Source organism: Streptomyces sp. NPDC002779 (assembly GCF_042888685.1).
Taxonomy (GTDB): domain Bacteria; phylum Actinomycetota; class Actinomycetes; order Streptomycetales; family Streptomycetaceae; genus Streptomyces.
In genome coordinates, this window is sequence record NZ_JBIAQC010000008.1 from 71,227 (window position 1) to 94,380 (window position 23,154).

The 23,154-nt window shown below is 72.3% G+C and carries 22 protein-coding genes; 11 read left to right on the forward strand and 11 right to left on the reverse strand.

The annotated features are described in order from the left end of the window. The first annotated feature begins 255 nt into the window (after positions 1–255). The 5 genes from egtA to ACFYW5_RS23005 all read left to right on the forward strand — a co-directional run bounded on the left by egtA (position 256) and on the right by ACFYW5_RS23005 (position 4,887). Positions 256–1,551, forward strand: coding sequence for an ergothioneine biosynthesis glutamate--cysteine ligase EgtA (egtA, locus tag ACFYW5_RS22985; protein ID WP_389418929.1), 1,296 nt, complete (start codon positions 256–258; stop codon positions 1,549–1,551). Next, positions 1,548–2,864 (forward strand): ergothioneine biosynthesis protein EgtB, encoded by a 1,317-nt coding sequence (gene egtB / locus ACFYW5_RS22990; protein WP_389418930.1) that lies wholly within the window; start codon positions 1,548–1,550, stop codon positions 2,862–2,864. The genes egtA and egtB overlap by 4 nt, the downstream gene beginning before the upstream one ends. After that, positions 2,864–3,655 carry an ergothioneine biosynthesis protein EgtC gene (gene egtC, locus ACFYW5_RS22995; protein ID WP_389418931.1) on the forward strand — a complete coding sequence of 264 codons (792 nt, stop codon included), beginning with the start codon at positions 2,864–2,866 and terminating at the stop codon, positions 3,653–3,655. Before egtB ends, egtC begins: the two co-directional genes overlap by 1 nt. After that, a complete protein-coding gene (egtD, locus tag ACFYW5_RS23000; RefSeq protein ID WP_389418932.1) occupies positions 3,652–4,614 on the forward strand; it encodes an L-histidine N(alpha)-methyltransferase in 963 nt (320 codons plus the stop codon). The genes egtC and egtD overlap by 4 nt, the downstream gene beginning before the upstream one ends. Before the next feature lie 66 nt (positions 4,615–4,680). Continuing rightward, positions 4,681–4,887, forward strand: coding sequence for a dodecin (locus ACFYW5_RS23005; RefSeq protein ID WP_389418933.1), 207 nt, complete (start codon positions 4,681–4,683; stop codon positions 4,885–4,887). Between the two features lie 31 nt (positions 4,888–4,918). Here ACFYW5_RS23005 and ACFYW5_RS23010 read toward each other — a convergent pair whose 3' ends face one another. Next, a complete protein-coding gene (locus tag ACFYW5_RS23010; RefSeq protein ID WP_389418934.1) occupies positions 4,919–5,410 on the reverse strand; it encodes a hypothetical protein in 492 nt (163 codons plus the stop codon). A gap of 66 nt (positions 5,411–5,476) precedes the next feature. Here ACFYW5_RS23010 and ACFYW5_RS23015 point away from each other — a divergent pair, with 66 nt between their 5' ends. The 4 genes from ACFYW5_RS23015 (at position 5,477) to ACFYW5_RS23030 (ending at position 9,621) form a co-directional block, all read left to right on the forward strand. After that, positions 5,477–5,878, forward strand: coding sequence for a (2Fe-2S) ferredoxin domain-containing protein (locus ACFYW5_RS23015; protein ID WP_389418935.1), 402 nt, complete (start codon positions 5,477–5,479; stop codon positions 5,876–5,878). Positions 5,879–5,952: 74 nt separating this feature from the next. Then, a complete protein-coding gene (gene rpmF / locus ACFYW5_RS23020; RefSeq protein WP_389418936.1) occupies positions 5,953–6,123 on the forward strand; it encodes a 50S ribosomal protein L32 in 171 nt (56 codons plus the stop codon). 60 nt (positions 6,124–6,183) lie between these two features. After that, on the forward strand, positions 6,184–7,188 hold the full coding sequence (locus tag ACFYW5_RS23025; protein WP_389418937.1) for an LLM class flavin-dependent oxidoreductase: 1,005 nt from the start codon (positions 6,184–6,186) through the stop codon (positions 7,186–7,188). A 96-nt stretch (positions 7,189–7,284) separates the two neighbouring features. After that, positions 7,285–9,621, forward strand: coding sequence for an ATP-binding cassette domain-containing protein (locus tag ACFYW5_RS23030; protein ID WP_389418938.1), 2,337 nt, complete (start codon positions 7,285–7,287; stop codon positions 9,619–9,621). Positions 9,622–9,633: 12 nt separating this feature from the next. On the opposite strand, the gene ACFYW5_RS23035 is transcribed toward ACFYW5_RS23030, so the two are convergent. From ACFYW5_RS23035 to ACFYW5_RS23065, 7 genes are all read right to left on the reverse strand, one after another. After that, a complete protein-coding gene (locus tag ACFYW5_RS23035; RefSeq protein WP_389418939.1) occupies positions 9,634–10,617 on the reverse strand; it encodes a BtrH N-terminal domain-containing protein in 984 nt (327 codons plus the stop codon). A gap of 11 nt (positions 10,618–10,628) precedes the next feature. Then, positions 10,629–11,585, reverse strand: coding sequence for a lysophospholipid acyltransferase family protein (locus ACFYW5_RS23040; RefSeq protein ID WP_389418940.1), 957 nt, complete (start codon positions 11,583–11,585; stop codon positions 10,629–10,631). Next, a complete protein-coding gene (locus ACFYW5_RS23045) occupies positions 11,585–12,358 on the reverse strand; it encodes a GNAT family N-acetyltransferase (RefSeq protein ID WP_389418941.1) in 774 nt (257 codons plus the stop codon). Before ACFYW5_RS23045 ends, ACFYW5_RS23040 begins: the two co-directional genes overlap by 1 nt. A 130-nt stretch (positions 12,359–12,488) precedes the next feature. Further along, positions 12,489–13,514, reverse strand: coding sequence for a hypothetical protein (locus ACFYW5_RS23050; RefSeq protein WP_389418942.1), 1,026 nt, complete (start codon positions 13,512–13,514; stop codon positions 12,489–12,491). 103 nt (positions 13,515–13,617) lie between these two features. Further along, positions 13,618–14,367 (reverse strand): succinate dehydrogenase/fumarate reductase iron-sulfur subunit, encoded by a 750-nt coding sequence (locus tag ACFYW5_RS23055; RefSeq protein ID WP_389418943.1) that lies wholly within the window; start codon positions 14,365–14,367, stop codon positions 13,618–13,620. Beyond that, positions 14,364–16,310, reverse strand: coding sequence for a fumarate reductase/succinate dehydrogenase flavoprotein subunit (locus ACFYW5_RS23060; protein WP_389418944.1), 1,947 nt, complete (start codon positions 16,308–16,310; stop codon positions 14,364–14,366). Before ACFYW5_RS23060 ends, ACFYW5_RS23055 begins: the two co-directional genes overlap by 4 nt. Before the next feature lies 1 nt (position 16,311). After that, positions 16,312–16,983, reverse strand: a complete 672-nt coding sequence (locus tag ACFYW5_RS23065; RefSeq protein ID WP_389419213.1) for a succinate dehydrogenase — start codon at positions 16,981–16,983, stop codon at positions 16,312–16,314. Between the two features lie 121 nt (positions 16,984–17,104). Here ACFYW5_RS23065 and ACFYW5_RS23070 point away from each other — a divergent pair, with 121 nt between their 5' ends. Then, on the forward strand, positions 17,105–17,989 hold the full coding sequence (locus tag ACFYW5_RS23070; RefSeq protein WP_250077382.1) for a LysR family transcriptional regulator: 885 nt from the start codon (positions 17,105–17,107) through the stop codon (positions 17,987–17,989). A 114-nt stretch (positions 17,990–18,103) separates the two neighbouring features. Here the strand turns inward: ACFYW5_RS23070 and ACFYW5_RS23075 are convergent, their stop codons facing one another. The 3 genes from ACFYW5_RS23075 to ACFYW5_RS23085 all read right to left on the reverse strand — a co-directional run bounded on the left by ACFYW5_RS23075 (position 18,104) and on the right by ACFYW5_RS23085 (position 22,242). After that, complete coding sequence (locus ACFYW5_RS23075; RefSeq protein ID WP_389418945.1) at positions 18,104–20,239, reverse strand: putative bifunctional diguanylate cyclase/phosphodiesterase; 2,136 nt, start codon at positions 20,237–20,239, stop codon at positions 18,104–18,106. Beyond that, positions 20,236–21,048 (reverse strand): SAM-dependent methyltransferase, encoded by an 813-nt coding sequence (locus ACFYW5_RS23080; RefSeq protein WP_389418946.1) that lies wholly within the window; start codon positions 21,046–21,048, stop codon positions 20,236–20,238. The genes ACFYW5_RS23075 and ACFYW5_RS23080 overlap by 4 nt, the downstream gene beginning before the upstream one ends. A 237-nt stretch (positions 21,049–21,285) precedes the next feature. Further along, positions 21,286–22,242, reverse strand: coding sequence for an SCO0930 family lipoprotein (locus tag ACFYW5_RS23085; RefSeq protein ID WP_389418947.1), 957 nt, complete (start codon positions 22,240–22,242; stop codon positions 21,286–21,288). Positions 22,243–22,512: 270 nt separating this feature from the next. Here ACFYW5_RS23085 and ACFYW5_RS23090 point away from each other — a divergent pair, with 270 nt between their 5' ends. Next, complete coding sequence (locus tag ACFYW5_RS23090; protein WP_389418948.1) at positions 22,513–23,139, forward strand: hypothetical protein; 627 nt, start codon at positions 22,513–22,515, stop codon at positions 23,137–23,139. The last annotated feature ends 15 nt before the right edge of the window (positions 23,140–23,154 follow it).

Consider the following 23,154-nt stretch of genomic DNA (forward strand, 5'->3'; position numbering starts at 1 on the left):
GCGCGCGCCGGGCGCACTCCCCCGTCGTGCTCATGTACGCATCGTGGGCGATGGGCCACGGGTGGTGCAACGGAGTTTTTCCGGCCCGCGAACGGGCCCCGAAACCGGCGGGAACCGGATGTGTCCGATCCGGAACATCCCGGGAGGCGCCCTTGTGCGGAGCCCGCTCAGCGTCTTGGGTGGGACGAGTGTGCCGTCCCGGCCCACCCGAAATGCCGGGCCGGTGGCATGGTGGAATATCAGGAGGATTCCGATATGCCAGATTCATCCGGCGGTTCGCCGCCGAGCGGCTGTACCAAGCCCCGGACCTCGGTGTCCGAGGCGGAGGTCGAGGCCCTCGTCCGCGGCATCTGCTTCAAGACCGGCCCGCCGCGCACCCTCGGGGTCGAGGTGGAATGGCTCGTCCATGAGCTGCGCAGCCCGCAGCTTCCCGTCACACCCGAACGACTGCGCGCGGCCTACGCCGCCCTGCGGACCGTGCCCCTGAGGTCGGCGCTCACCGTCGAGCCCGGCGGCCAGCTGGAGCTCAGCTCGCCGCCCGCCGCCTCCCTGATGGAGTGCATCGGTACCGTCTCCGCCGATCTCGACGCCGTCCGCGCGGCCCTGCGCGAGCACGGTCTCGGACTGGTCGGCATCGGCCAGGACCCCTGGCACGAACCCCGCCGCTATCTGCGCGAGCCCCGCTACGACGCCATGGAGGCCTGCCTGGACCGCAGAGGTCCGGCCGGGCGCGCCATGATGTGCACCTCGGCCTCCGTCCAGGTCTGCCTCGACGCCGGCCACGAGGAGCCGGGCCCGCTGGGTCACGTACGGCGCTGGTGGCTCGCCCATCAGCTCGGTGCGGTCCTGGTGGCGGCCTTCGCCAACTCCCCCCTCGCCGGGAACGAACCCACCGGCTGGCGCTCCACCCGGCAGCTGCTGTGGATGGAGATCGGCGCGGGCCGGGCGGGCGCTCCCCCGCTGGACGACGATCCGCGCGCCGCATGGGCCCGGCATGTGCTGGACGCGCCGGTGATGTGCGTACGCCAGGACAGCGGGCCGTGGGAGATCCCGGAGGAGCTCACCTTCCGGGAGTGGACCAGGTCGGCGGTGCCCAGACCGCCCACCCGGGAGGACCTCGGCTATCACCTGACGACCCTGTTCCCACCGGTCCGGCCGCGGGGCCATCTGGAGCTGCGCATGATCGACGCGCAGCCGGGCGAGGACGGCTGGATCGTCCCACTTGCCGTGACGGCGGCCCTGTTCGACGACCCCGCGGCCGCGGAGACCGCCTACCGCGCGGTGAAGCCGCTGGCCGAGCGGGCGGTGCCGGTGCCCGCGCCGCACAACCCGCTGTGGACCGACGCGGCCCGGCACGCGATGAGCGACCCCGAACTGCACGAGGCCGCCGTCATCTGCTTTGCCGCCGCGCTGGAGGCGCTGCCCAGGATGGGCGCCACCCCCGAGGTCACGGAAGCCGTCGCGGCCTACCGGGACCGCTACATCACCCGGGGCCGATGTCCCGCCGACGACCTGCTCGACCGCCTGCCCGGGAAGGACATCCGCACATGACCGACCCCGCCATCGATCCCGAGACGCTCCGGGAGCGGGCCGTGACCACGCTGGTCACCGCGCGGGACCGCACCACCCTGCTCACCAGTTGCGTCGAGGACCCCGACCTCACCGCGCAGCACTCCCCGCTGATGTCGCCGCTCGTGTGGGACCTGGCGCACATCGGCAACCAGGAGGAGCAGTGGCTGCTGCGGGCCGTGGCGGGCCGGGAGGCCATGCGCCCCGAGATCGACAGCCTCTACGACGCCTTCGAGCACCCCCGCTCCGAGCGCCCCACCCTGCCGCTGCTGCCGCCCGCCGAGGCCCGCCGGTACGCCGCCGACGTGCGCGGCCGGGTCCTGGACCTGCTGGAGAGCACCGCGTTCCACGGCACCCGGCTGACCGAGGCGGGCTTCGCCTTCGGGATGATCGCCCAGCACGAACAGCAGCACGACGAAACCATGCTGATCACCCATCAGCTGCGCAAGGGGCCGCAGGCCCTCACCGCCCCGGACCCGGAACCGGCCCCGCTGTTCACCGGTCCGGCCGAAGTCCTGGTCCCCGGCGGCCCGTTCACCATGGGTACCTCCACCGAGCCGTGGGCGCTGGACAACGAACGCCCCGCGCACCGGCGCGAGGTGGCACCCTTCTTCATCGACACCACGCCCGTCTCCAACGGCGCCTACCAGGCGTTCATCGAGGACGGCGGCTACGACAACGAGCGCTGGTGGGCCCCGGTGGGGTGGGCCCACATCCGGCAGCACGCCATCCAGGCACCGCTGTTCTGGCGGCGGGACGGCAAGCAGTGGCTCCGGCGCCGGTTCGGGGTCACCGAGGTCGTACCGTCCGACGAGCCGGTGCTGCACGTGTGCTGGTACGAGGCCGACGCCTACGCCCGCTGGGCCGGCCGCCGGCTGCCCACTGAGGCCGAGTGGGAGAAGGCCGCCCGCCACGACCCGGCCGGCGACCGCTCCGCCCGCTACCCCTGGGGCGACGCCGACCCGGCCCCCGAGCACGCCAACCTCGGCCAGCGCCATCTGCGTCCGGCGCCGGTCGGCAGCTACCCCGAGGGCGAATCACCTCTCGGCGTACGGCAGTTGATCGGCGATGTGTGGGAGTGGACGGCGAGCGACTTCCTGCCCTACCCCGGGTTCGTCGCCTTTCCGTACAAGGAGTACTCGGAGGTGTTCTTCGGGCCGGACCACAAGGTGCTGCGCGGCGGTTCGTTCGCCGTGGACGCGGTCGCCTGCCGGGGCACGTTCCGCAACTGGGACTACCCGATCCGCCGGCAGATCTTCGCCGGGTTCCGCACGGCCCGCTCGGAGGCGGTCTGATGTGCCGTCATGTGGCGTATCTGGGGCCCGAGAAGCCGCTCGCCGACTGCCTGGTGCACCCTCCGCACGGCCTGTACCGCCAGTCCTGGGCCCCCGGACGGCAGCGGTACGGGACGGTCAACGCCGACGGTTTCGGCGTCGGCTGGTACGCGGCCGGTGATCCGGTGCCGGCCCGGTACCGGCGGGCCGGGCCGATCTGGGCGGACCTGTCCTTCGCCGATCTCGCCCGCGTCGTCAGGACGACGTCCCTGCTGGCCGCGGTGCGGGACGCGACGCTCTCCGGGGCGGACGCGGAGGCCGCGGCGGCGCCCTTCGCCTCCGGCACCTGGCTGTTCAGCCACAACGGCGCCGTCCCGGGCTGGCCCGGCTCCCTCGCACCGCTCGCCGGGACCCTGTCCGCGACGGACCTGCTGTCGCTGGAGGCCCGCAACGACTCGGCGTTCGTGTGGGCGCTGGTCCTGGGCCGGCTGCGCGCCGGGGACGGCGAGGCCCGGGCCCTGGCCGACACCGTCCGGGAGGTCGCCGAGGCGGCCCCGGACGCCCGGCTGAACCTGCTGCTGACCAGCGGCGACAGCATTACGGCAACCGCCTGGGGCGACACGCTGTGGTACCTCACCGCACCCGGCCGCGGCACGGTCGTGGCCTCCGAACCGTACGACGACGATCCGCTCTGGCACGAGGTCCCGGACCGCACGCTCCTCGTCGCGAGCCGCACGGACGTCACTCTCTCCCCGCTGAAGGAGCCGGGCGAGTCCTCGGCCCCCGCACCGTCGAAGGAGCCCCGCACGTGAGCCCGTTCCTTCTCACCCGCCAGCTGCCCGAGGACGCCACGGAGGCCGCCCTGCGCGCCGACGTCCTGCACGGCCTGACCCGCACCCCGAAGACACTCCCGCCGAAGTGGTTCTACGACGCCCACGGCAGCGAACTGTTCGAGCAGATCACGGAGTTGCCCGAGTACTACCCCACGCGTGCCGAACGGGAGATCCTGGTCGACCGCGCCGACGAGATCGCCGCGGCCACCCGCGCCCGCACCCTGGTCGAACTCGGCTCCGGCTCCTCGGAGAAGACCCGGTACCTCATCGACGCGCTCACCGACCTGCACACGTACGTCCCGGTCGACGTCAGCGAGAGCGCCCTCACCCAGGCCGGGCACGCCCTCATCGGGGAGCGGCCCGCCCTGGACGTGCACGCGCTGATCGCCGACTTCACCGGCGGGCTCACCCTGCCCGACACCCCGGGCCCCCGGCTGATGGCGTTCCTCGGCGGCACGATCGGCAACCTGCTGCCCGCCGAGCGGGCGGCCTTCCTCGCCCGGGTCCGCGCGCTGATGGCGCCGGGGGACGCCCTGCTGCTCGGCACGGACCTGGTCAAGGACGAGCAGGTGCTGGTCAGGGCGTATGACGACGCGGCCGGGGTGACGGCCGCGTTCAACAAGAACGTCCTGACCGTCGTCAACCGGGAACTGGGCGCCGACTTCGATCCCGGCGCCTTCGCGCACGTGGCGCTGTGGGACGCCGGCAACGAGTGGATCGAGATGCGGCTGCGGTCCCTGGCCGCGCAGACGGTGAAGGTGCCCGCCCTGGACCTCGCCGTCGACTTCGCGGCCGGCGAGGAGCTGCACACCGAGGTGTCGGCGAAGTTCCGCAAGGAGGGCGTGCGCGGCGAACTGTCCGCGTCGGGGCTGGAGCTGACCCACTGGTGGACGGACCGGGACGGCCGGTTCGCGCTGTCGCTGAGCGTGGCGCGGTGACGGACGGCTCGCGCGATGTCCCACCGTGGGGCACCGTGGAATGACGCGTGTGAGAGGAGCACCCACATGTCGAACCACACCTACCGGGTCACGGATATCGTCGGCACCTCGCCCGAGGGCGTGGACCAGGCCATTCGCAACGGTATCGAGCGGGCTTCGCAGACCGTGCGCAACCTGGACTGGTTCGAGGTGACCGAGGTACGCGGCCAGCTGAACGACGGGCAGATCGCGCACTGGCAGGTGACCATGAAGGTCGGCTTCCGCCTGGAGTAGACCGGCCGGCGGGCGTGCCGCCCCGGTCCGCTCAGGTCCGCCCCTCCCGCTCCTGCGCGGTCTTCAGCGCGGCGGAAGGGGCGGTCCAGCGCGCCCGTACGACGGTGAACCCGGCCTGTTCGGCGTCCGCGCACACCAGCTCGTCGTCGTCCACCAGGACCCGGATCCGACGGGTCCTGGCCAGGCGGCGGAGGATCTCCAGCTTGGTGCGCCGGGCGGGCCTGCGGTCGGTGTCGCGCCGCATGTACACACGGCCCTCGGGCAGTTGCTGGGCCGCGAGCCACTCCAGGGTGTCCGCACGGCAGCGTTCGGGCCGCCCGGTCAGATAGACGACCTCGCACTCCTCGGCGCTGTCCAGCACCAGCGCGATGCCCTCGGGGATCGGCGGGTCCGCGGGCGCGGCCGCGAAGAAGGCGTCCCAGTCACGGGGCCGGGACTCCAGGAACCGCTGCCGGTGGGCGGTGTCGGCGAGCGTGTTGTCGAGGTCGAACACGGCGAGCGGGCGCTTGCTGCTGTCGGTCACGCCGTCCACCCTACGCAGCGGCCGCCCGGTGACCGGGGCGGCCCCGGCAGGCGCCACACTTCTGTCATGCCTTTGACGCGCCGCACCTCCCTGACCGCTTCCGCCTGCACGCTCGTCGTCTGCCGGGGCTGCTGCTGCGGCAACGCCCGCAAGCACCCGGGCACCGATCACGAGGGGCAACTGGAGGTGCTGCGCGCCGCGGCCGCGGAGCACGGCTTCCGGATCCGTACGACCGACTGCCTGGGCCCCTGCGATCAGGCCAATGTCATCGTCGTCGGCCCCTCGGCGGCGGGCCGGCGTGCCGGAGGGCGGCCGACCTGGGTGGGGTTCGCCACGGATTACGACAGCACCGAGGAGATCGTGCGCTGGCTGGCGGCTGGCGGCCCCGGCGTGGCCGAGCCGCCGGTCGCGCTGGAGCTGCAGTTCATCGACCCGCCGAAGGACGCGCGGGTCCGCTCCCGCCGCTGACCACCGGCTTCAGTTGTTAATGGGATCCATTTTCATGTAGCGTCCTCGACGTTCACCCACCGAGGAGGTTCGTCATGGCCGTCCCCAAGCGGAAGATGTCCCGCAGCAACACCCGCCACCGCCGAGCGCAGTGGAAGGCCGCCACCCCGACCCTGGTGCCGGTCACCGTCGACGGCGTCCGGCACCTGGTGCCGCAGCACCTGGTCAGGGCCTACGAGCGAGGGCTGCTGCACCCCGAGGGCTGAGCGGAGAAGCGCTCACCCGGCGGGCAGGAATCCTGACGCCGGCCCGGTGTTGTACCCGGTATGAGTTCCGTGATCGCGCAGACCCGCTTCTCCGTCCTCGACCGCTCCCGCACCCGCGAGGGCCACTCGAACGGCGAGGCGCTGCGTGACACCATCGCCCTGGCGCGGGAGCTGGAAGGGCTCGGTTACCACCGGCTGTGGGTCTCGGAACACCACGGCGTCCCCGGCGTCGCCGGTTCCGCCCCGACCGTACTGGCCGCCGCGGTCGCCTCGGCCACCCGCACGATCCGGGTGGGGACCGGCGGGGTGATGCTGCCGAACCACCAGCCCCTCGTCGTCGCGGAACAGTTCGGGGTGCTGGAGTCCCTCTTCCCGGGCCGGATCGACATGGGCCTCGGCCGTTCCGTCGGCTTCACCGACGGGGTGCGCCGGGCGCTGGGCCGGGACAAGGACGACGCCGAGGACTTCACCGGGCAACTCGACGAACTGCTCGGCTGGTTCCGGGGCACGTCGCCCACCGGGGTGCACGCGCGTCCCGCCGAGGGGCTGACCGTGCCGCCGTTCGTGCTCGCGATGGGGGAAGGCGCCGCCATCGCGGCCCGCGCCGGGCTGCCCCTGGTCATCGGTGACCTCAGGAACCGCCCGAAGATGCAGCGCGGCATCGATCACTACCGCGCGAACTTCCGCCCCTCCCCCTGGGCCGCGGAACCCTACGTCGTCGTCTCCGGCACCATCGCCGTGGCCGCCACCCCCGAGAAGGCCCGGCGCCTGCTGATCCCGGAGGCCTGGTCGATGGCGTACTCCCGCACGCACGGCACCTTCCCGCCCCTGCCGCCCGCCGAACGCGTCGAGGCACTGACCATGACCGCCAAAGAGCGCGGCTTCTACGAGCAGGGCCTCACCGGCCACATCGCCGGCACCGAGGAGCAGGTCGCCGACGAGCTGGACATCCTGCTGAAGGAGACGGGCGCCCAGGAAATCCTGGTCACCACCAGCACCTACGACCGCCCGTCCCTGCTGGACTCCTACCGCCGCCTCGCCGGGATCAGGGGAGCTTCCGGGTGACCGATGCCGCCTCGGCGTCGTGGACCCGCGGACGACTCTTCGGGCCGGTCCCGTAGAATTGTGGAGTTTGTCCCTTCGATCCACGGAGTCCCCTCCATGCCCGAGCCTCACGACCCGTACGTCCGTGTCCGGGGCGCCCGTGAGCACAACCTCAAGGGCGTGGACGTCGACATCCCGCGGGACGTGCTGGCCGTGTTCACCGGCGTCTCCGGTTCGGGGAAGTCCTCGCTCGCCTTCGGCACGATCTACGCCGAGGCGCAGCGCCGCTACTTCGAGTCGGTGGCGCCGTACGCGCGCAGGCTGATCCATCAGGTGGGGGCGCCGAAGGTCGGGGAGATCACCGGACTGCCGCCCGCGGTCTCCCTGCAGCAGCGCCGCTCGGCGCCCACCTCCCGCTCCTCGGTCGGCACGGTCACCAACCTCTCCAACTCGCTGCGCATGCTGTTCTCCCGCGCGGGCGACTACCCGCCGGGCGCCGAACGGCTCGACTCCGACGCCTTCTCCCCCAACACGGCGGCCGGGGCCTGCCCCGAGTGCCACGGCCTCGGCCAAGTCCACCGTACGACCGAGGAGTTGCTGGTCCCCGACCCCTCGCTGTCGATCCGGGACGGTGCCGTCGCCGCCTGGCCGGGCGCCTGGCAGGGCAAGAACCTGCGGGACATCCTGGACGCGCTCGGCCACGACGTGGACCTGCCCTGGCGGGAGCTGCCGGCCGAGCAGCGGGAGTGGATCCTGTTCACCGACGAGCAGCCGGTCGTCACGGTGCATCCGGTGCGGGACGCCGAACGGATCCAACGGCCGTACCAGGGCACGTACATGAGCGCCCGGCGGTACGTCATGAAGACGTTCTCCGACTCCAAGAGCGCGACTTTGCGTGCCAAGGCGGAGCGCTTCCTGGTCAGTGCGCCCTGTCCGGCCTGCGGCGGCAGCAGGCTGCGCCCGGAGGCCCTCGCGGTGACCTTCGCCGGCCGGACGATCGCCGAACTCGCGGCGCTGCCCCTGGTCGAGCTCGCCGGGATCCCGCACGGCACCTCCGAGACCGCCCGCGTCCTCACCGAGGACCTCGCCTCCCGGATCGCCCCGGTCCTGGAGCTGGGCCTCGGCTACCTCAGCCTCGACCGCGCCACCCCCACCCTCTCCGCGGGCGAGCTCCAGCGCCTGCGCCTCGCCACCCAACTGCGCTCCGGACTCTTCGGCGTCGTCTACGTCCTCGACGAGCCGTCCGCCGGACTGCACCCGGCGGACACGGAGGCGCTGCTGACGGTGCTGGCACGGCTGAAGGCCGCCGGGAACTCGGTGTTCGTGGTGGAGCACCAGCTGGACGTGATGCGCGGCGCCGACTGGCTGGTGGACGTGGGCCCGCGCGCGGGCGAGCACGGCGGGCAGGTGCTCCACAGCGGACCGCCGGAGCGGCTCGCCGCGGTCGAGGAGTCGGCGACGGCCCGTTTCCTCTTCGACCGCGCCCCTACCCCCGTACGCGAAGTGCGCACCCCCACGGGGCAGTTGAAGGTCGGCCCGGTCACCCGGCACAATCTGCGCGCGGTGACGGCCGAGTTCCCGCTCGGGGCGTTCACCGCGGTCACCGGGGTCTCCGGGTCCGGGAAGTCCACCCTGATCGGGGAGATCACGGAGGACCTCGCGGGCGTCGGGCGTCTGGTCTGCGTCGATCAGAAGCCCATCGGACGCACCCCGCGCTCCAACCTTGCCACCTACACGGGCCTGTTCGACGTCGTGCGGAAGGCGTTCGCGGCCACGGACCAGGCGCGGCAGCGGGGTTACGGTGTCGGCCGGTTCTCCTTCAACGTCGCCGGCGGGCGCTGCGAGACCTGTCAGGGCGAGGGGTTCGTCAGCGTCGAGCTGTTGTTCCTGCCGAGCACGTACGCGGCGTGCCCCGACTGCGGGGGCGCGCGCTACCGTCCCGAGACGCTGGAAGTGACGTACCGGGGGCGGAACATCGCGCAGGTGCTGGACCTCACCGTGGAGGCGGCGGCGGACTTCTTCGCGGACACCCCGTCCGTCGCCCGCAGCCTCGGCACGCTGCTCGACGTCGGCCTCGGCTATCTGCGGCTCGGGCAGCCCGCGACCGAGCTGTCCGGCGGCGAGGCCCAGCGGATCAAGCTGGCGAGCGAACTCCAGCGCGGCCGGCGCGGGCACACCCTGTACCTCCTCGACGAGCCGACGACCGGACTCCACCCGGCCGACGTCGAGGTACTGATGCGGCAGCTGCACGGCCTGGTCGACGCCGGGCACACCGTGGTCGTCGTCGAGCACGACATGGCGGTGGTGGCGGGCGCGGACTGGGTGATCGACCTCGGCCCCGGCGGCGGTGACGCGGGCGGCCGCATCGTGGCGACGGGGCCGCCGGCGGAGGTGGCACGGACGGAGGGGAGCGCCACGGCGGGGTATCTGGCCCGCGCGATGGCCGCTTCCTAGCCGATCAGGCTCCTAGAGCAGGCTGAGGGCCCGCATCGCGTCGCGTTCGATGCGGGCGAGCTCGTGGAGGATGGTTCCGGCCTGCTCGAGGTTCTCCACGTCGCCCGATTCCCCCGCTGTCGCGACGAGCCCGGCCACCTGGGTCCAGAGGGTGGCGGCCTCGGAGTACAGACGGTGCCCGGTGCGCAGGTGGCTGTTGTCGATCAGCTGGGCGGACTCGGCGAGGAAGTCCCGGTAGAGATTGCGGAACAGGGCGCCGCCGGTGCCGGCCTTCTCCATGAGGACGGCCGCCCGGGGCAGGTCCTCCTGCGGATTCGCGCTGCGCCGCAGCCACTTCGGTACTTCTTTGGCCGCTTTCTCGATGCCCCGGTCGCCCAGGTTCGCAATCGGTGGGTTCAGGAAGGCGTGGGCGCACTTCTTGATCGCGGGGATGATCCGGTCCTGCGGTGACGGCGCGTTGCCGGGCGCCGTGATGGTGAAGGAGCGGTGCCTGGCGGTCATGGGGCCGCGCTCGGCTCTGGCCCTGGCCAGCCCGGCGAGCCCGGTCGAGACGGCTCCGCCCTGCGCGGCGGTGTCCACCAGGTAGGCGTCCTGTTCGTCGTAGCCGTACATGGCCACGACATGCCCGCCGAAGTGCACCTTGGTGCTGAAGTAGTCCAGGTGGTAGCTGTCGAGCTGCAGGCCGACCGGCCGGCCGGCGTCGAGGGGTCCCGCCACGTCCTGCCACGCCTTGCGTGCCGATGTGGTCTCCCTGACCTGCAGTTCGAGCCCGAGTTCGGCGGCCAGGTTCCTCGTGAGTTCGAACGGCTTGACGCGGCCTCCCAGGAAGGGAAAGCCCATGGCTTTGCTGTCCCAGTAGAGGAAGGACAGCCCGGAGCCGAGGCCGAACAGCGCGGGCTCGGACAAGTCGAGTCCTGCATGCCGCAGCAACACGCCCAGCGCCGTCGTCTCGCAGTGCTGCATACCGCGGACGTCGAGGTCCTTCACCATCGTCATGCCGCTCATTCTTACTGTCCCGCACGCCCCCTCGGCCCCCGCGACCGCTCCGCCGCCGGCGCCGCGTGCGCCCAGGAGAGTTCTCCTCCGGCCGGTCGCGGCTGGGCCGCCCGTGCCAGGGAACGGCGGTCGGGGTGGGTGCCCGCCGGGATCTCGGGGCGGATCTCGACCTCGGCGACCAGGCGGCGGGCCATGACCACCCGCCACAGCGAGGAGAGCAGGGAGTCCTCCCCGACGAAGGCGGGCGCGGTGCTCGCCGGACCGCCGTCGAACCGGTAGCTCAGCCGCACCGGCTGCACCGCCACACCCGCGTCCAGCGCGGCCTGGAACACCGCCCGGCGGAAGGGGCCCTGCGCCCGGCCGCACCAGGTGCTGCCCTCCGGGAAGGCGACCACCGCGGCACCGGAGCGCAGGGTCCCGGCGATCCGGGCGACCGTGTCCGGCAGCGCGCGCAGCCGGTCCCGCTCGATGAACAGGGCGCCGCTGCGCGCGGTGAGCCCGCCCGCCACCGGCCAGCGCCGGATCTCCGCCTTGGCCAGCATCCGGGCCGGGCGCACCGCCGCGAGCAGCGGGATGTCCAGCCACGAGATGTGGTTGGCGACCAGCAGCAGACCTCCCTGGGGCGCCGCCGCACCGGTGATGCGCACGCGTACCCCACTGGCCCGGACCACGGCCCGGCTCCACCACCGGATCAGCGGGTCCCGGCGGGCGGCGGGGACGGCCCCGAACACCGGCAGCAGGGCGATGCCCACGGCCAGCGTGACCAGCAGTGCCCCGAGCCGCAGGGTCGCGCGCGGCACGTCGGCCAGGGAGCGGGCGGAGGCGACGCAGACCTGCGGGGAGCAGGGCGCGGTCGGCAGCCAGGCGCTCGACGGCACGACCGGGCGGGGCACGGCCGCCGCCACCCGGCGCTCACTCCGCGGGGGCAGGACCCGCACCCCCACCGGCACCGTGCGCAGCATGGTCATCAGGCCGGGACGAGCGAGAGGAAGTGCTTCAGATAGCGCGCGTTGACCCGGCGCATCGACAGCAGCACGTACAGGTCGGCGACCCCGAAGTCCGGGTCGTGCGCGGGCTCCGCGCAGACCCAGGCACCGAGGCGGAGGTAGCCGCGCAGCAGCGGGGGCAGTTCGGTACGGCCCTCGGGGCGGGCCACGCCCTCGGCGTTCCAGGGCAGCAGCGGACGGACCCGGTACTCCTCGGGCGCCAGGTGCTTGTCCCGCACCCGGTCCCAGGTGCCAGCCGCGAGGGCGCCGCCGTCGGCGAGCGGGACGGAGCAGCAGCCGGCCAGCCACTCGTGGCCGTTGTCCACCATGTAGCGGGCTATCCCGGCCCAGATCAGGCCGATGACCGCGCCGTCGCGGTGGTCGGGGTGGACACAGGAGCGCCCCACCTCGACCAGGCCCGGCCGGATCGGGTCGAGGGGCGCGAGGTCGAACTCGCCCTCCGAGTAGAGCCCTCCGGCGACCGCGGCGCGGTCCGGAGGCAGCAGCCGGTAGGTGCCCACGACCTGGTCGGTGAACGTGTCCCGGACCAGCAGGTGGTCGCAGTACGCGTCGAAGGCGTCGATGTCGTGCCCCGGCTGCGGGGTGGACAGCAGGGCGCCCATCTCCCCGGCGAAGACGTTGTGCCGCAGCCGCTGGGCGGCCCGCACGTCGTCCTCGGTGCGGGCGACGCTGACGGTGTAGCGGGTGGGGGCCGCCGGCTGCGGGGGGCGGTCGAGCGTGGAAACGCCGGTCATGGCTGACTCCTGGTCACGGGCCGGGGACGGTTGAGCGGCCGAACCAGTTCTTCCGACACCGGGCGTCCGGGGCGTGACCGGCGTCAGGAGCGGGGATGTGAGGTTGTTGAACGGAACGCTCGGGCCGCCGTCACCGGGGCGGCGCGCACCCCTCCAGCCAGTACCGCGTCTCCGCGGCGTCGAGCACCCGCTCCAGGACGAGGTCGCCCTTCATGTGCGGGAAGAACCGGCCCGAGGGCCAGCTGCGCTCGTAGGGCGGCGGGTCGAGGACCAGCAGGCGTACGCCGTCGACGACCGGGATGTCGGTGGGCGTGCCCTCGTTCCACACCCACTCCCCGCCGGGCGCCACCAGGTTGAACGATCCCACGGTGTGCACCTGCCCCGGCGCGTCCCGGCAGACCGCCGCCTCCTGCGGGGAGGGGGCCCGGCCGGGCACATGGCCGCCGCCGACGAGGACGTCCGCGAGCAGGGTGTGCAGCTGGAAGTTGTCGCCGATCCCGCTCATCCGCAGCCGGTAGCCGGTGCCGGTGGGGCGGTGCAGCACGACCAGCGGCTCGTCGTCGAGGACGAGCAGGGCGTACGTCAGGCACTTGAACTCGTGGCCCGACGCCTCCGCCACGGTCCGCACCGCCCGCAGCAGCCGGGCGCGCAGCGAGCCGTCCAGCGCGGTGCGCACGGCGGGGTGGTTGAGCATGGCGAGGGACGCCATCTCCCACTGGGGCATCGACAGCCAGGCCAGGGCAGGCTCCCACCCGACGCGTTCGAAGAGCGCCGGGTCCGCCTCGCCGGGCTCCGGATCGGGGAAGTCCCCGCCGCCGGTCTCCGCCCAGCGCTCGCAGAACTCCCCCACCGCGGCCAGCGTCTCGGCCAGCTCCACGAAGACGTACGGCGCGCAGGGCGCCGGGTCGGCGCCGCGCTCCACGCAGGCGCCGACGATGACGGCTATGGTGGCGCGCGGCCCCGGGGGCACCTCGGGCAGCAGCGCGGCCAGCCGCGGGGCGGCCTGGGCGGCCTCCTGCGGTGCCGCGTCCTGAAAGCTCCGGTACAGCTCGTGGAACGCGTCTTCCGCCCGGTCCGGTTCCTGTGCGCGCACGGCGGCCTCGAAACGGCCGACGGCCTCAACCAGCCACTCCCGCTGGTGACTTCCCATGATCATACGGGCAGCGTAGCGAGCCCGGTCAGGCGAAACGGGGCCGGGGAGCACCCTCCCGGCCCCGCTCGTCCGCACCTGTCGGCGAACGTTCACCTGGCCCGCGGCGCTACCGCTTGCCCACCTTGCGGGTGGCCCGCAGCCACTCCTTGTTCATGCTGGTGATGGAGACCAGTGGGATGCCCTTGGGGCAGGCCGTGGCGCACTCGCCGGCCAGCGTGCAGCCGCCGAACCCCTCGTCGTCCATCTGGGCCACCATGTCCAGCACCCGGGTCTCCCGCTCGGGAGCGCCCTGGGGCAGCACGTTCAGGTGGTTGACCTTGGCCGAGGTGAACAGCATCGCCGCGCCGTTCGGACAGGCGGCGACGCACGCCCCGCAGCCGATGCACTCGGCGTGCTCGAAGGCGAAGTCGGCGTCCGGCTTGGGCACCGGAGTCGCGTGCGCCTCGGGCGCCGCCCCGGTCGGCGCGGTGATGTAACCGCCGGCCTGGATGATCCGGTCGAACGCCGACCGGTCCACCACCAGGTCCTTGATCACCGGGAACGCGGATGCCCGCCACGGCTCGATGTCGATCGTGTCGCCGTCCTGGAAGGACCGCATGTGCAGCTGACACGTGGTGGTCCGCTCGGGGCCGTGCGCGTCGCCGTTGATGACCAGGGAACAGGCGCCGCAGATGCCCTCACGGCAGTCGTGGTCGAAGGCGACCGGGTCCTCGCCGCGCAGGATGAGCTCTTCGTTGAGCGTGTCGAGCATCTCCAGGAACGACATGTCCTTGGAGATCCCGTCCACCTCGTACGTGGACATGGCGCCGTCGGCGTCGGCGTTCTTCTGCCGCCAGACGCGCAGGGTGAGCTTCATGCGTAGCTCCGCTGAGTGGGGTGGACGTACTCGAAGACCAGGTCTTCCTTGTGCAGGGCCGGCGCCTCGCCGGTCCCGGTGAACTCCCAGGCGGCCGCGTAGGAGAACTCGTCGTCACGGCGCTCGGCCTCGCCGTCGGGGGTCTGGGACTCCTCGCGGAAGTGGCCGCCGCAGGACTCGGCGCGGTGCAGCGCGTCGAGGCACATCAGCTCGGCGAGCTCCAGGTAGTCGACGACGCGGTTGGCCTTCTCCAGCGACTGGTTGAACTCCTCGCCGGTGCCGGGCACCTTGATCCGCCGCCAGAACTCCTCGCGGATCTGCGGGATGCGCTCCAGCGCCTTGCGCAGCCCGGAGTCGGTGCGGGCCATGCCGCAGAACTCCCACATCAGTTCGCCGACTTCGCGGTGGAAGGAGTCGGGGGTGCGGTCGCCGTTCACCGAGAGCAGGAGGTTGATCCGGTCCTCGGTCTCGGCCAGCACGTCCTGGACGACGGGGTGGTCGGTGGTGACCGCTTCCTGGTGCGGGTTCCTGGCCAGGTAGTCGTTGATGGTCGCCGGCAGCACGAAGTAGCCGTCGGCCAGGCCCTGCATCAGCGCGGAGGCGCCGAGGCGGTTGGCGCCGTGGTCGGAGAAGTTGGCCTCGCCGATCGCGAACAGGCCGGGGACGGTGGTCTGCAGGTCGTAGTCGACCCACAGTCCGCCCATCGTGTAGTGCACGGCGGGGTAGATCCGCATCGGCACCTGGTACGGATCCTCGTCGGTGATCCGCTGGTACATGTCGAAGAGGTTGCCGTACTTGGCCTCGACGGCCTTGCGGCCCATGCGCTTGATGGCGTCGGCGAAGTCGAGGTAGACGCCCTGCCCGCCCGGTCCCACTCCGCGGCCCTCGTCGCAGACGTTCTTCGCGGCGCGGGAGGCGATGTCACGGGGCACGAGGTTGCCGAAGGAGGGGTAGATGCGCTCCAGGTAGTAGTCGCGCTCGTCCTCGGGGATCTTGTTCGCGGGGCGGTCGTCGCCCTTGGCCTTCGGCACCCAGATCCGGCCGTCGTTGCGCAGCGACTCGCTCATCAGCGTCAGCTTGGACTGGTGGTCGCCGGTGCGCGGGATGCAGGTCGGGTGGATCTGGGTGAAGCAGGGGTTGGCGAAGTAAGCGCCGCGCCGGTGGGCCCGCCAGATCGCGGTGGCGTTGGAGTTCATGGCGTTCGTCGACAGGTAGAAGACGTTGCCGTAACCGCCGCTGGCGAGGACGACGGCGTCGGCGAAGTACGTGTCGATCTTGCCGGTGACGAGGTCCCGGGCGACGATGCCGCGGGCCCGGCCGTCCACCACGATCAGGTCGAGCATCTCGGTGCGCGGGTGCATCTCGATGTTCCCGGCGGCGATCTGCCGGCTGAGGGCCTGGTAGGCGCCGAGGAGGAGCTGCTGGCCCGTCTGGCCGCGGGCGTAGAAGGTCCGGGAGACCTGGACGCCGCCGAAGGAGCGGGTGTCGAGGAGTCCGCCGTACTCGCGGGCGAAGGGCACGCCCTGGGCTACGCACTGGTCGATGATCTCCACCGAGATCTGCGCGAGGCGGTGGACGTTGGACTCCCGCGCCCGGAAGTCGCCGCCCTTGACGGTGTCGTAGAACAGCCGGTGGACGGAGTCGCCGTCGTTGCGGTAGTTCTTCGCGGCGTTGATGCCGCCCTGCGCGGCGATGGAGTGGGCGCGGCGCGGGGAGTCCTGGTAGCAGAACTGGACGACGTGGTAGCCCTGTTCGGCGAGCGTGGCGCCGGCCGAGCCGCCGGCCAGACCGGTGCCGACGACGATCACCGTGTGCTTGCGCCGGTTGGCGGGGTTGACCAGCTTGGCCTCGAAACGGCGCTTGTCCCAGCGCTCGTTGACCGGGCCCTTGGGCGCCTTGCTGTCGACGACCGGCTCGCCGGTCTGGTAGTCGGTGTAGGTCATCTCAGCTCACCACTCCGGTCATGACGCCCACGGGCACGGCGAGGAAGCCGCAGGTGAGCACAAGCGCGAGAACGTTTGCTACGGCCTTCAGGGCGCGGTCGCGGGTGCGGCTGCCGGCGCCCAGGGTCTGGGCGGCGCTCCAGAAGCCGTGCCGGATGTGCAGGCCGACGGCGAGCACCGCCACGATGTAGATGACGTTGCCGTACCAGGTGGAGAAGGTGTCCACGACGTTCTGGTACGGGCGCCCCTCCTCGAATCCGCCCGAGTGCACGGTGCCGGTCGTCAGGTCGAGGATGTGCCAGACGATGAACAGGGCGAGGATGATCCCGCCCCAGCGCATGGTGCGGGTGGCGTAGCTCGCCCGCGGCTTCTTGTGCACGTACTTGCTGGGCCGCGCCTTGATGTCGCGGCGGCTGAGCTGGTACGCGGAGACGCCGTGCGCGATCACGGCGACCACCAGCACGACGCGGACGAGCCAGAGCGTCCACTCGTAGTGCATGAAGGGCTCGCCGACCGTGCGCAGCCAGTGCGCGTACTCGTTGAACTCCCCGGCCCCGAAGAAGATCTTCAGGTTTCCCATCATGTGGACGACCAGATACGACAGCATGATCAGCCCGCTGACCGCCATGACGGTCTTCTTGCCGACGGAGCTGTCCCACACCGTGCGTGCCATGGACGGTCGTCGGTCCGTCCGCGTTGCCAGAGCCATGTCACCAGACGGTACGGGGCGGGTGACCGATCGGTCCAAGACATCATCCGGCTCGTTTCCATAGCCAACGGCTATCGTGGGTGCCATGCAGTTCCAGCAGCTCCAGTACTTCGTGGCGGTCGCCGAGACCCGGCACTTCACCCGGGCCGCCGACCTGGTCCACGTGGCGCAGCCGTCCCTGTCCCAGCAGATCAAGGCCCTGGAGCGGGAGCTGGGCGCGGACCTGTTCCTGCGGGCCCGGGGCAACATCACGCTCACCGACGCGGGCGAGGCCCTGCTGCCGCTGGCCCGGCGCATCCTGGCCGACGCGGATACAGCGCGGCTCGAGGTCCAGGAGCTGGTGCAGTTGCGCAGCGGTCGGGTCCGGCTCGGCGCGACCCCGAGCCTGTGCACCGGTCTGCTCCCCGACGTCCTGCGCGCCTTCCACGACCGCTACCCCGGCATCCGCCTGCTGATCGAGGAAGGCGGCTCCCACGACCTGGTACGCGAGCTCGCCCGCGGCGCGCTGGACCTGGCGTTGGTGGTCCTCCCGCTGCCGACCCCGTCACCGGCCCTGGCGACGGTGGAGCTGCTGCGCGAGGACCTGGTCGTGGTCTCCTCCCCGGACGCCCCGAAGCCCGGCCGGGGCAAGCGCGCGATCAGCGTCGCCGACCTGGAGGGCGAACGCCTGGTGATGTTCCGCCACGGCTACGACCTGCGCGAACTCACCGTCGCGGCCTGTCGCGCGGAGGGCTTCGAACCGGACTTCGCGGTGGAGGGCGGCGAGATGGACGCGGTCCTGGGCTTCGCGCGGGCGGGGCTGGGCGTGGCGGTGGTCCCGCGGATGGTGGCGGCGCGGGCGGGGCGGGGCCTACGGGTCACCCCGCTGGCCCGTCCCGGCCTGCACCGCACGATCGCGCTGGCCCACCGCAGCGATGTGGCTCCGCCTCGGGCCGCGCGGGAGTTGCAGCGGATGTTGCTGGAGCGGTGACGTCCCGGGGGGCGTCTGCTCGGTGGATCGCCGTTGCGGGATGCCGATCGTCTGTGGTTGCTCGCGCAGTTCCCCGCGCCCCTTGGGGGTTTTCCCAAGGGGCGGTCGGGAAGCTCAACCCGTCGCGTCGACCAGCGCCAGCTCGTGCAGGCGCTCCGGGGGGCCCGGGCGGGCGTAGTACCAGCCCTGGGCCGTGTCGCAGCCGAGTATGCGCAGCTGTTCGGCCTGGGCGCCGGTCTCGACGCCCTCCACCGTCACCGTGAGGTCCAGGCTGTGGGCGAGGGAAACGATCCCTTCGACGATCTTGAGGTCGACGGGGTCCGCCGGGAACTGCTGCATGCTCTGGGTGAAGGAGCGGTCCAGCTTCAGCACGCTCACCGGCAGCCGGCGCAGGTTGGCGAGGTTGGAGTAGCCGGTGCCGAAGTCGTCCAGGGCGATGTCGACGCCCATCTCGGCCAGCCGGCGCAGCGGCTTGAGCAGGTCGTCGTCTGCGCCGATCAGCGCCGACTCGGTGACCTCCAGGCACAGCGCGTCGGGGTCGACGCCCGTGCGCTCCAGGATGTCCACCGTGTCCTGCACCAGGCCGGGGTGGGTGAGCTGGCACGGGGAGAGGTTGACGTTGATGCGCAGCGGGCCCGCGTCCGAGTGCCGGTCGCGCCACTCCCGGGCCTGGCGCACCGACTGCTCCAGCACCCAGCGGCCGAGCGGAACGATCAGTCCCGTGTGCTCGGCGAGCGGGATGAACCGGTCGGGACCGAGGACGCCGTGCTGCGGGTGCAGCCAGCGCACCAGGGCCTCGGCGCCGCGGACGCTGCCGTCGCCGAGGTGCACCAACGGCTGGTACTCGATGAAGAACTCGCCCCGGTCCAGGGCGGTCGGCAGCGATGTCGTGAGTCCGTGCCGGGTGATGGCGCGGGCGTCGGCCTCGGGATCGGCCAGCTCGTAGCGGTTGCCCCCCGCCGATTTCGCCCGGTACATCGTGATGTCGGCGCTGCGCAGCACCTCCGCCGGGCTGCGCTCGCCCGCCGCTCCCTCCACGATGCCGATGCTGCCGCGCACGGTCAGCTCCCGGCCGTCGACGCTGATCGGGGCGACCAGCGCGTTCATGATCCGGGCGGCCAGCTCGTCGACCTCGCGGGCGGTGTCCGGTCCCGTGGTCAGCGCCACGAACTCGTCGCCGCCGAGCCGGGCGACCATCTCACCGGGCGCGGTCGCGCAGGCCTGGAGCCGGTCGGCGACCTCCACCAGCAGCCGGTCGCCGGCCGCGTGGCCGAGGCTGTCGTTGATGGTCTTGAAGCCGTCCAGGTCGAGGTAGCACAGCCCGAACCGCTGGCCCTCCCCCGCACCGAGGGCCTTCTCCAGGCGCTCGAAGAACAGCGTGCGGTTGGGCAGCCCGGTGAGCGCGTCGTGCGTAGCCTCGTAGCGCAGCCGGAGGTTGAGCAGCCGGCGCTCGGTGGTGTCCTCCATCAGGGCGAGCTGGTACTCGGGGTTGCCGTCGGCGTCGCGCAGCAGGGAGACGGTCAGATTGGTCCACAGGACCGTGCCGTCGGGACGGTAGAACGCCTTCTCCACGTGGTAGTGCTCGCGCTCGCCGCGCACCAGCTCCTCGTAGAGCTTCCAGACCTGCGGCGCGTCCTCGGGATGCGTCCAGTCCATGACGTTGCGGGCCCGCACCATCTGCTCGGCGCCGCCGAACATACGCACCAGGGCGCCATTGACCTGCAGTATGTTGCCCCCGAGGTCGGCGATGCCGATCCCTATGGCGGCGCCCTCGAACACCGCCCGGAAGCGGGCCTCACTGGCGTGCAGGGCCTGCGCCACCACGCCCTGCGCCTTCAGGGCGGCCACGGAGATCGCCTCCTGCTCGGCCAGCGTCCGCTCGCGCAGCGCCTGGGCGTACCCGGCGGCCATGGCGTGCTGGAGCCGCGCGGAGCGGGCCCGCAGGTCCTCCCGGGGGCCGTCGCCGCCGCAGTACAGCACCAGATAGGCCTCGACGCAGTCGAGACTGCGGCTGAGCGCCTCGGGGTCGGTACAGTGCGCGCCCACCAGGGCGGCGCCCACCGCCCGGCCCTCCTCGGCGTCGAAGGTCCTGGCCCTGAGCGCCACGCTCAACCGGCGGGCGAGCGGCAGCAGCTGCTCCTCGAACTCCGGGCGGGTCGACGACGTCGAGGTCACCGGGAACACCGCCCGGCTCCAGATGGTCGCGAACCGGCGCAGTCTGTCCTCCGGCCCGTCCGGCTCCGCGCTCACGCCGTACGCCCCACGCCCGCGAAACCGGAGAAGGCCCAGGGGTCCTCATCCTCCGGTGCGGTGTCCGGCCGCCACCGCGGCATCGACACCAGTCCGGGTTCCACCATGTCGTACCCCTCGAAGAACCGCGCGATCTCCTCGCGCGAGCGCATGATCAGCGGGTTGCGAATGTCCTTGTATACGCCCACCGTGCCCTCGGCCCGCTCCGCGGGAAGCGGGATTCCCTCGTACGAGGCATGCGTGAGGATCAGCAGGCTGCCGGGCGCGAGCGCGTCGCGCAGCTCGGCCACCGCTGAGTACGGGTCGTCCGCGTCTTCCACGAAGTGCAGTATGGCAACGAGCAGCAGGGCCACCGGACGGTTCAGGTCGATCAGCCGCTCGACCTGAGGGCTCGCCAGAATCTCCCGGGGCTTGCGCAGATCGGCCGCGACGACGTCGGTGTGCTCGTCGCCGTCCAGGACCGCCTGGCTGTGCGCGACGGCCACCGGGTCGTGGTCGACGTAGACCACGTGCGCGCCGGGGCTGGCCGCCTGGGCCACCTCGTGGACGTTGCCGAAGGTCGGGATGCCCGAGCCGATGTCGAGGAACTGGGTGATCCCCTCGCCGGCCGCGTAACGCACGGCGCGGCGCATGAACGCCCGGTTCGCCTGCATGATCTTGGGGAGGCCCGGCATGAACCCCATGGCCTTGCGCGCGGCTTCCCGGTCGACCTCGAAGTTGTGCGAACCGCCCAGGTAGTAGTCGTAGATTCGCGAGACGCTCGGCACCGAGATGTCGATGCTCCGTGGTGCCCAGGCGGGACGCTCCATCTATCTCTCCAAGGCTCAGGCGATCCGGTGTTCGAGCTGAGGCTACTGATCGCCCGCCAAAGGAGCGAGCGGAAACGGAAATTGACCATCCGTTCCCGGTCACTGCCTGCGGCACGTGCCGAATTCGCCCGCACCACGACCCACGGGTCCACCCCCTCCGTGCGGTGCGGAGGGGGTGGACCCGTGGGCGCGCGCCGGCCGTTCGTCCGGCTCTCTCGCCTGCGAAGTACCCGCCTTCTACTTCTTTTCCGGCGCGCCGACCGGCTTTCCGTCGGGGGCCACGGCGTACCAGGTGCCGCCGACGCCCTGACCGTTGGTGTCACCGGGAGCCTTGTCACCGGCGAAGGTGTAGATCGGCCAGCAGTCGACCGTCTGCTGCTTGGCGCCGTCGGGCCGGGTGAAGCTCATCAGGCCCTTCTTCTCCACGCCCTTGGTGTCGTTGTTCGCCACCGGCGCCACCACCGGCCACTTCTCCAGGCAGGCGCCGGTGCAGGCGGAGACCGGCTCCGGCCAGGCCTCGTCCTTCATGAAGCGGTAGACCGTCATGCCGTTCTTGTCGACGACGATCTCGCCGAGGCCGGGGTCCTTGCGGGTGGACAGGCCGGGAGAATCGGCCAGTTGGGCCTTCTTGCCGTCGGGGGCCAGCGCGTACCACGTGCCGCCCACGCCCTGCCCCTTGGTGTCGCCCGCGTTGACGTCCTTGGCGTAACGGTACGCCGGCCAGCCGCCGATCGTCAGCTGCTTGGTTCCGTCGGGCCGGGTGACCTCGCCGAGCTGGGACTTGTCGACGCCGGCGCCGGCGCCGGCGTCGTCCGCGGGAACCGGAGGCCAGGTCGTGGCGCAGTCGCCCTCGCAGTTCGTCTTGGGCGGTTCGGCGGTGTCCTTGTCGAAGCGGTAGAGGGTGAGCCCGGCGCTGTCGGTCAGCACCTGGCCGAGCTCCTCGTCGGTGGAGACGGCCAGCTCACCGGCGGGGGTCGTCTGGGTCGCGGCACCCTGCGCACCGGCCCCGGCGGTGCCGGACTCGGCGGCGTCGCCCAGGCCGGTCCCCGCGGTTCCGTAGTCTCCGGCCGCCGCTGTCGCACCGACGTTCTGGCTGCTCGCCGGCGGGGTGGTCTCCTGACCGCACGCCGTCGTCAGCGCCAGTGCTGCCACGGCGCTCACCACGAGCGAAGCGCTCCGCCACGAGGTCTTCATCGTCAACTCCCCATATATGTACGGGTGTTGCAGCGCCCTGCTGCGCCGCCGCACGACACTGGGTACGCACGGGAACCCCGGCTGTGTTCAACCGGGGCGCGATTTTCTTTCCGGAACCTGTGACACCGGCCGCCCTCGCACGGGTGATCGGGTCGGCGGACGGGCGAGCGGGCCGTCCATCAAACGGCCCGCCGCTCCCGTCCTCCCTTCGGGGCATTCCCCTGCGAAGAAAGGTTTCTGGGCGTCGGCCAGGCCGCAGGATCCTGTGTCGTGCATGCACCCGAAACGACCCAATCCGCCCTCGCCGCCCGGATATTGGCCCTGCTGGCGCTGAGCTGGCTGCTCGTGGGGGCGCCGGCCGGTCCCGCGGCGGCCGACGCCTGCGCCTACGCCTCGACCGGACCGGGCGGCACCGAGGCGGTGGCGGTCGCCGGGAGCGCCGCCTGGCCCACTCCCCCGGCGTGCCCCCCACCGCCGCCGCCTCCCCCTCCGCCCCCTCCTCCCCCGACGCCCTGCCCGACCCCCACGCCCACGTCCGCGCCGCCCAAGCCGACCCCCACCCCGGAACCCCCACCGAAGCCCACCCCGAAGCCGCCCGAGCCCATCCCCGCACCCACCCCGCCACCAGCACCGAAGCCCCCACCGCCCCCGGCGCCCGCGGCCCTCCTCCCGCAACCGCCCCCGCCCACCATCCCCGCCCCGCAGCCCGAGCCGAAGCCGACTCCGACGCCGTCGGCCACGCCCGCCCCGGGCCCCTCCGCGGCCCCGGTGCACTACCCGCGCCACCGCCCCACCGCCAAGCGGCCGCCCACCCGCAGCGCCACCGCCCCGCTCACCTTCGTCCTGCTCATCGCCGCGCCCGCGATCGTCGCCGTCGCCGCGCTGCGCCCGCGCTGATCCTGGAGGCACCCC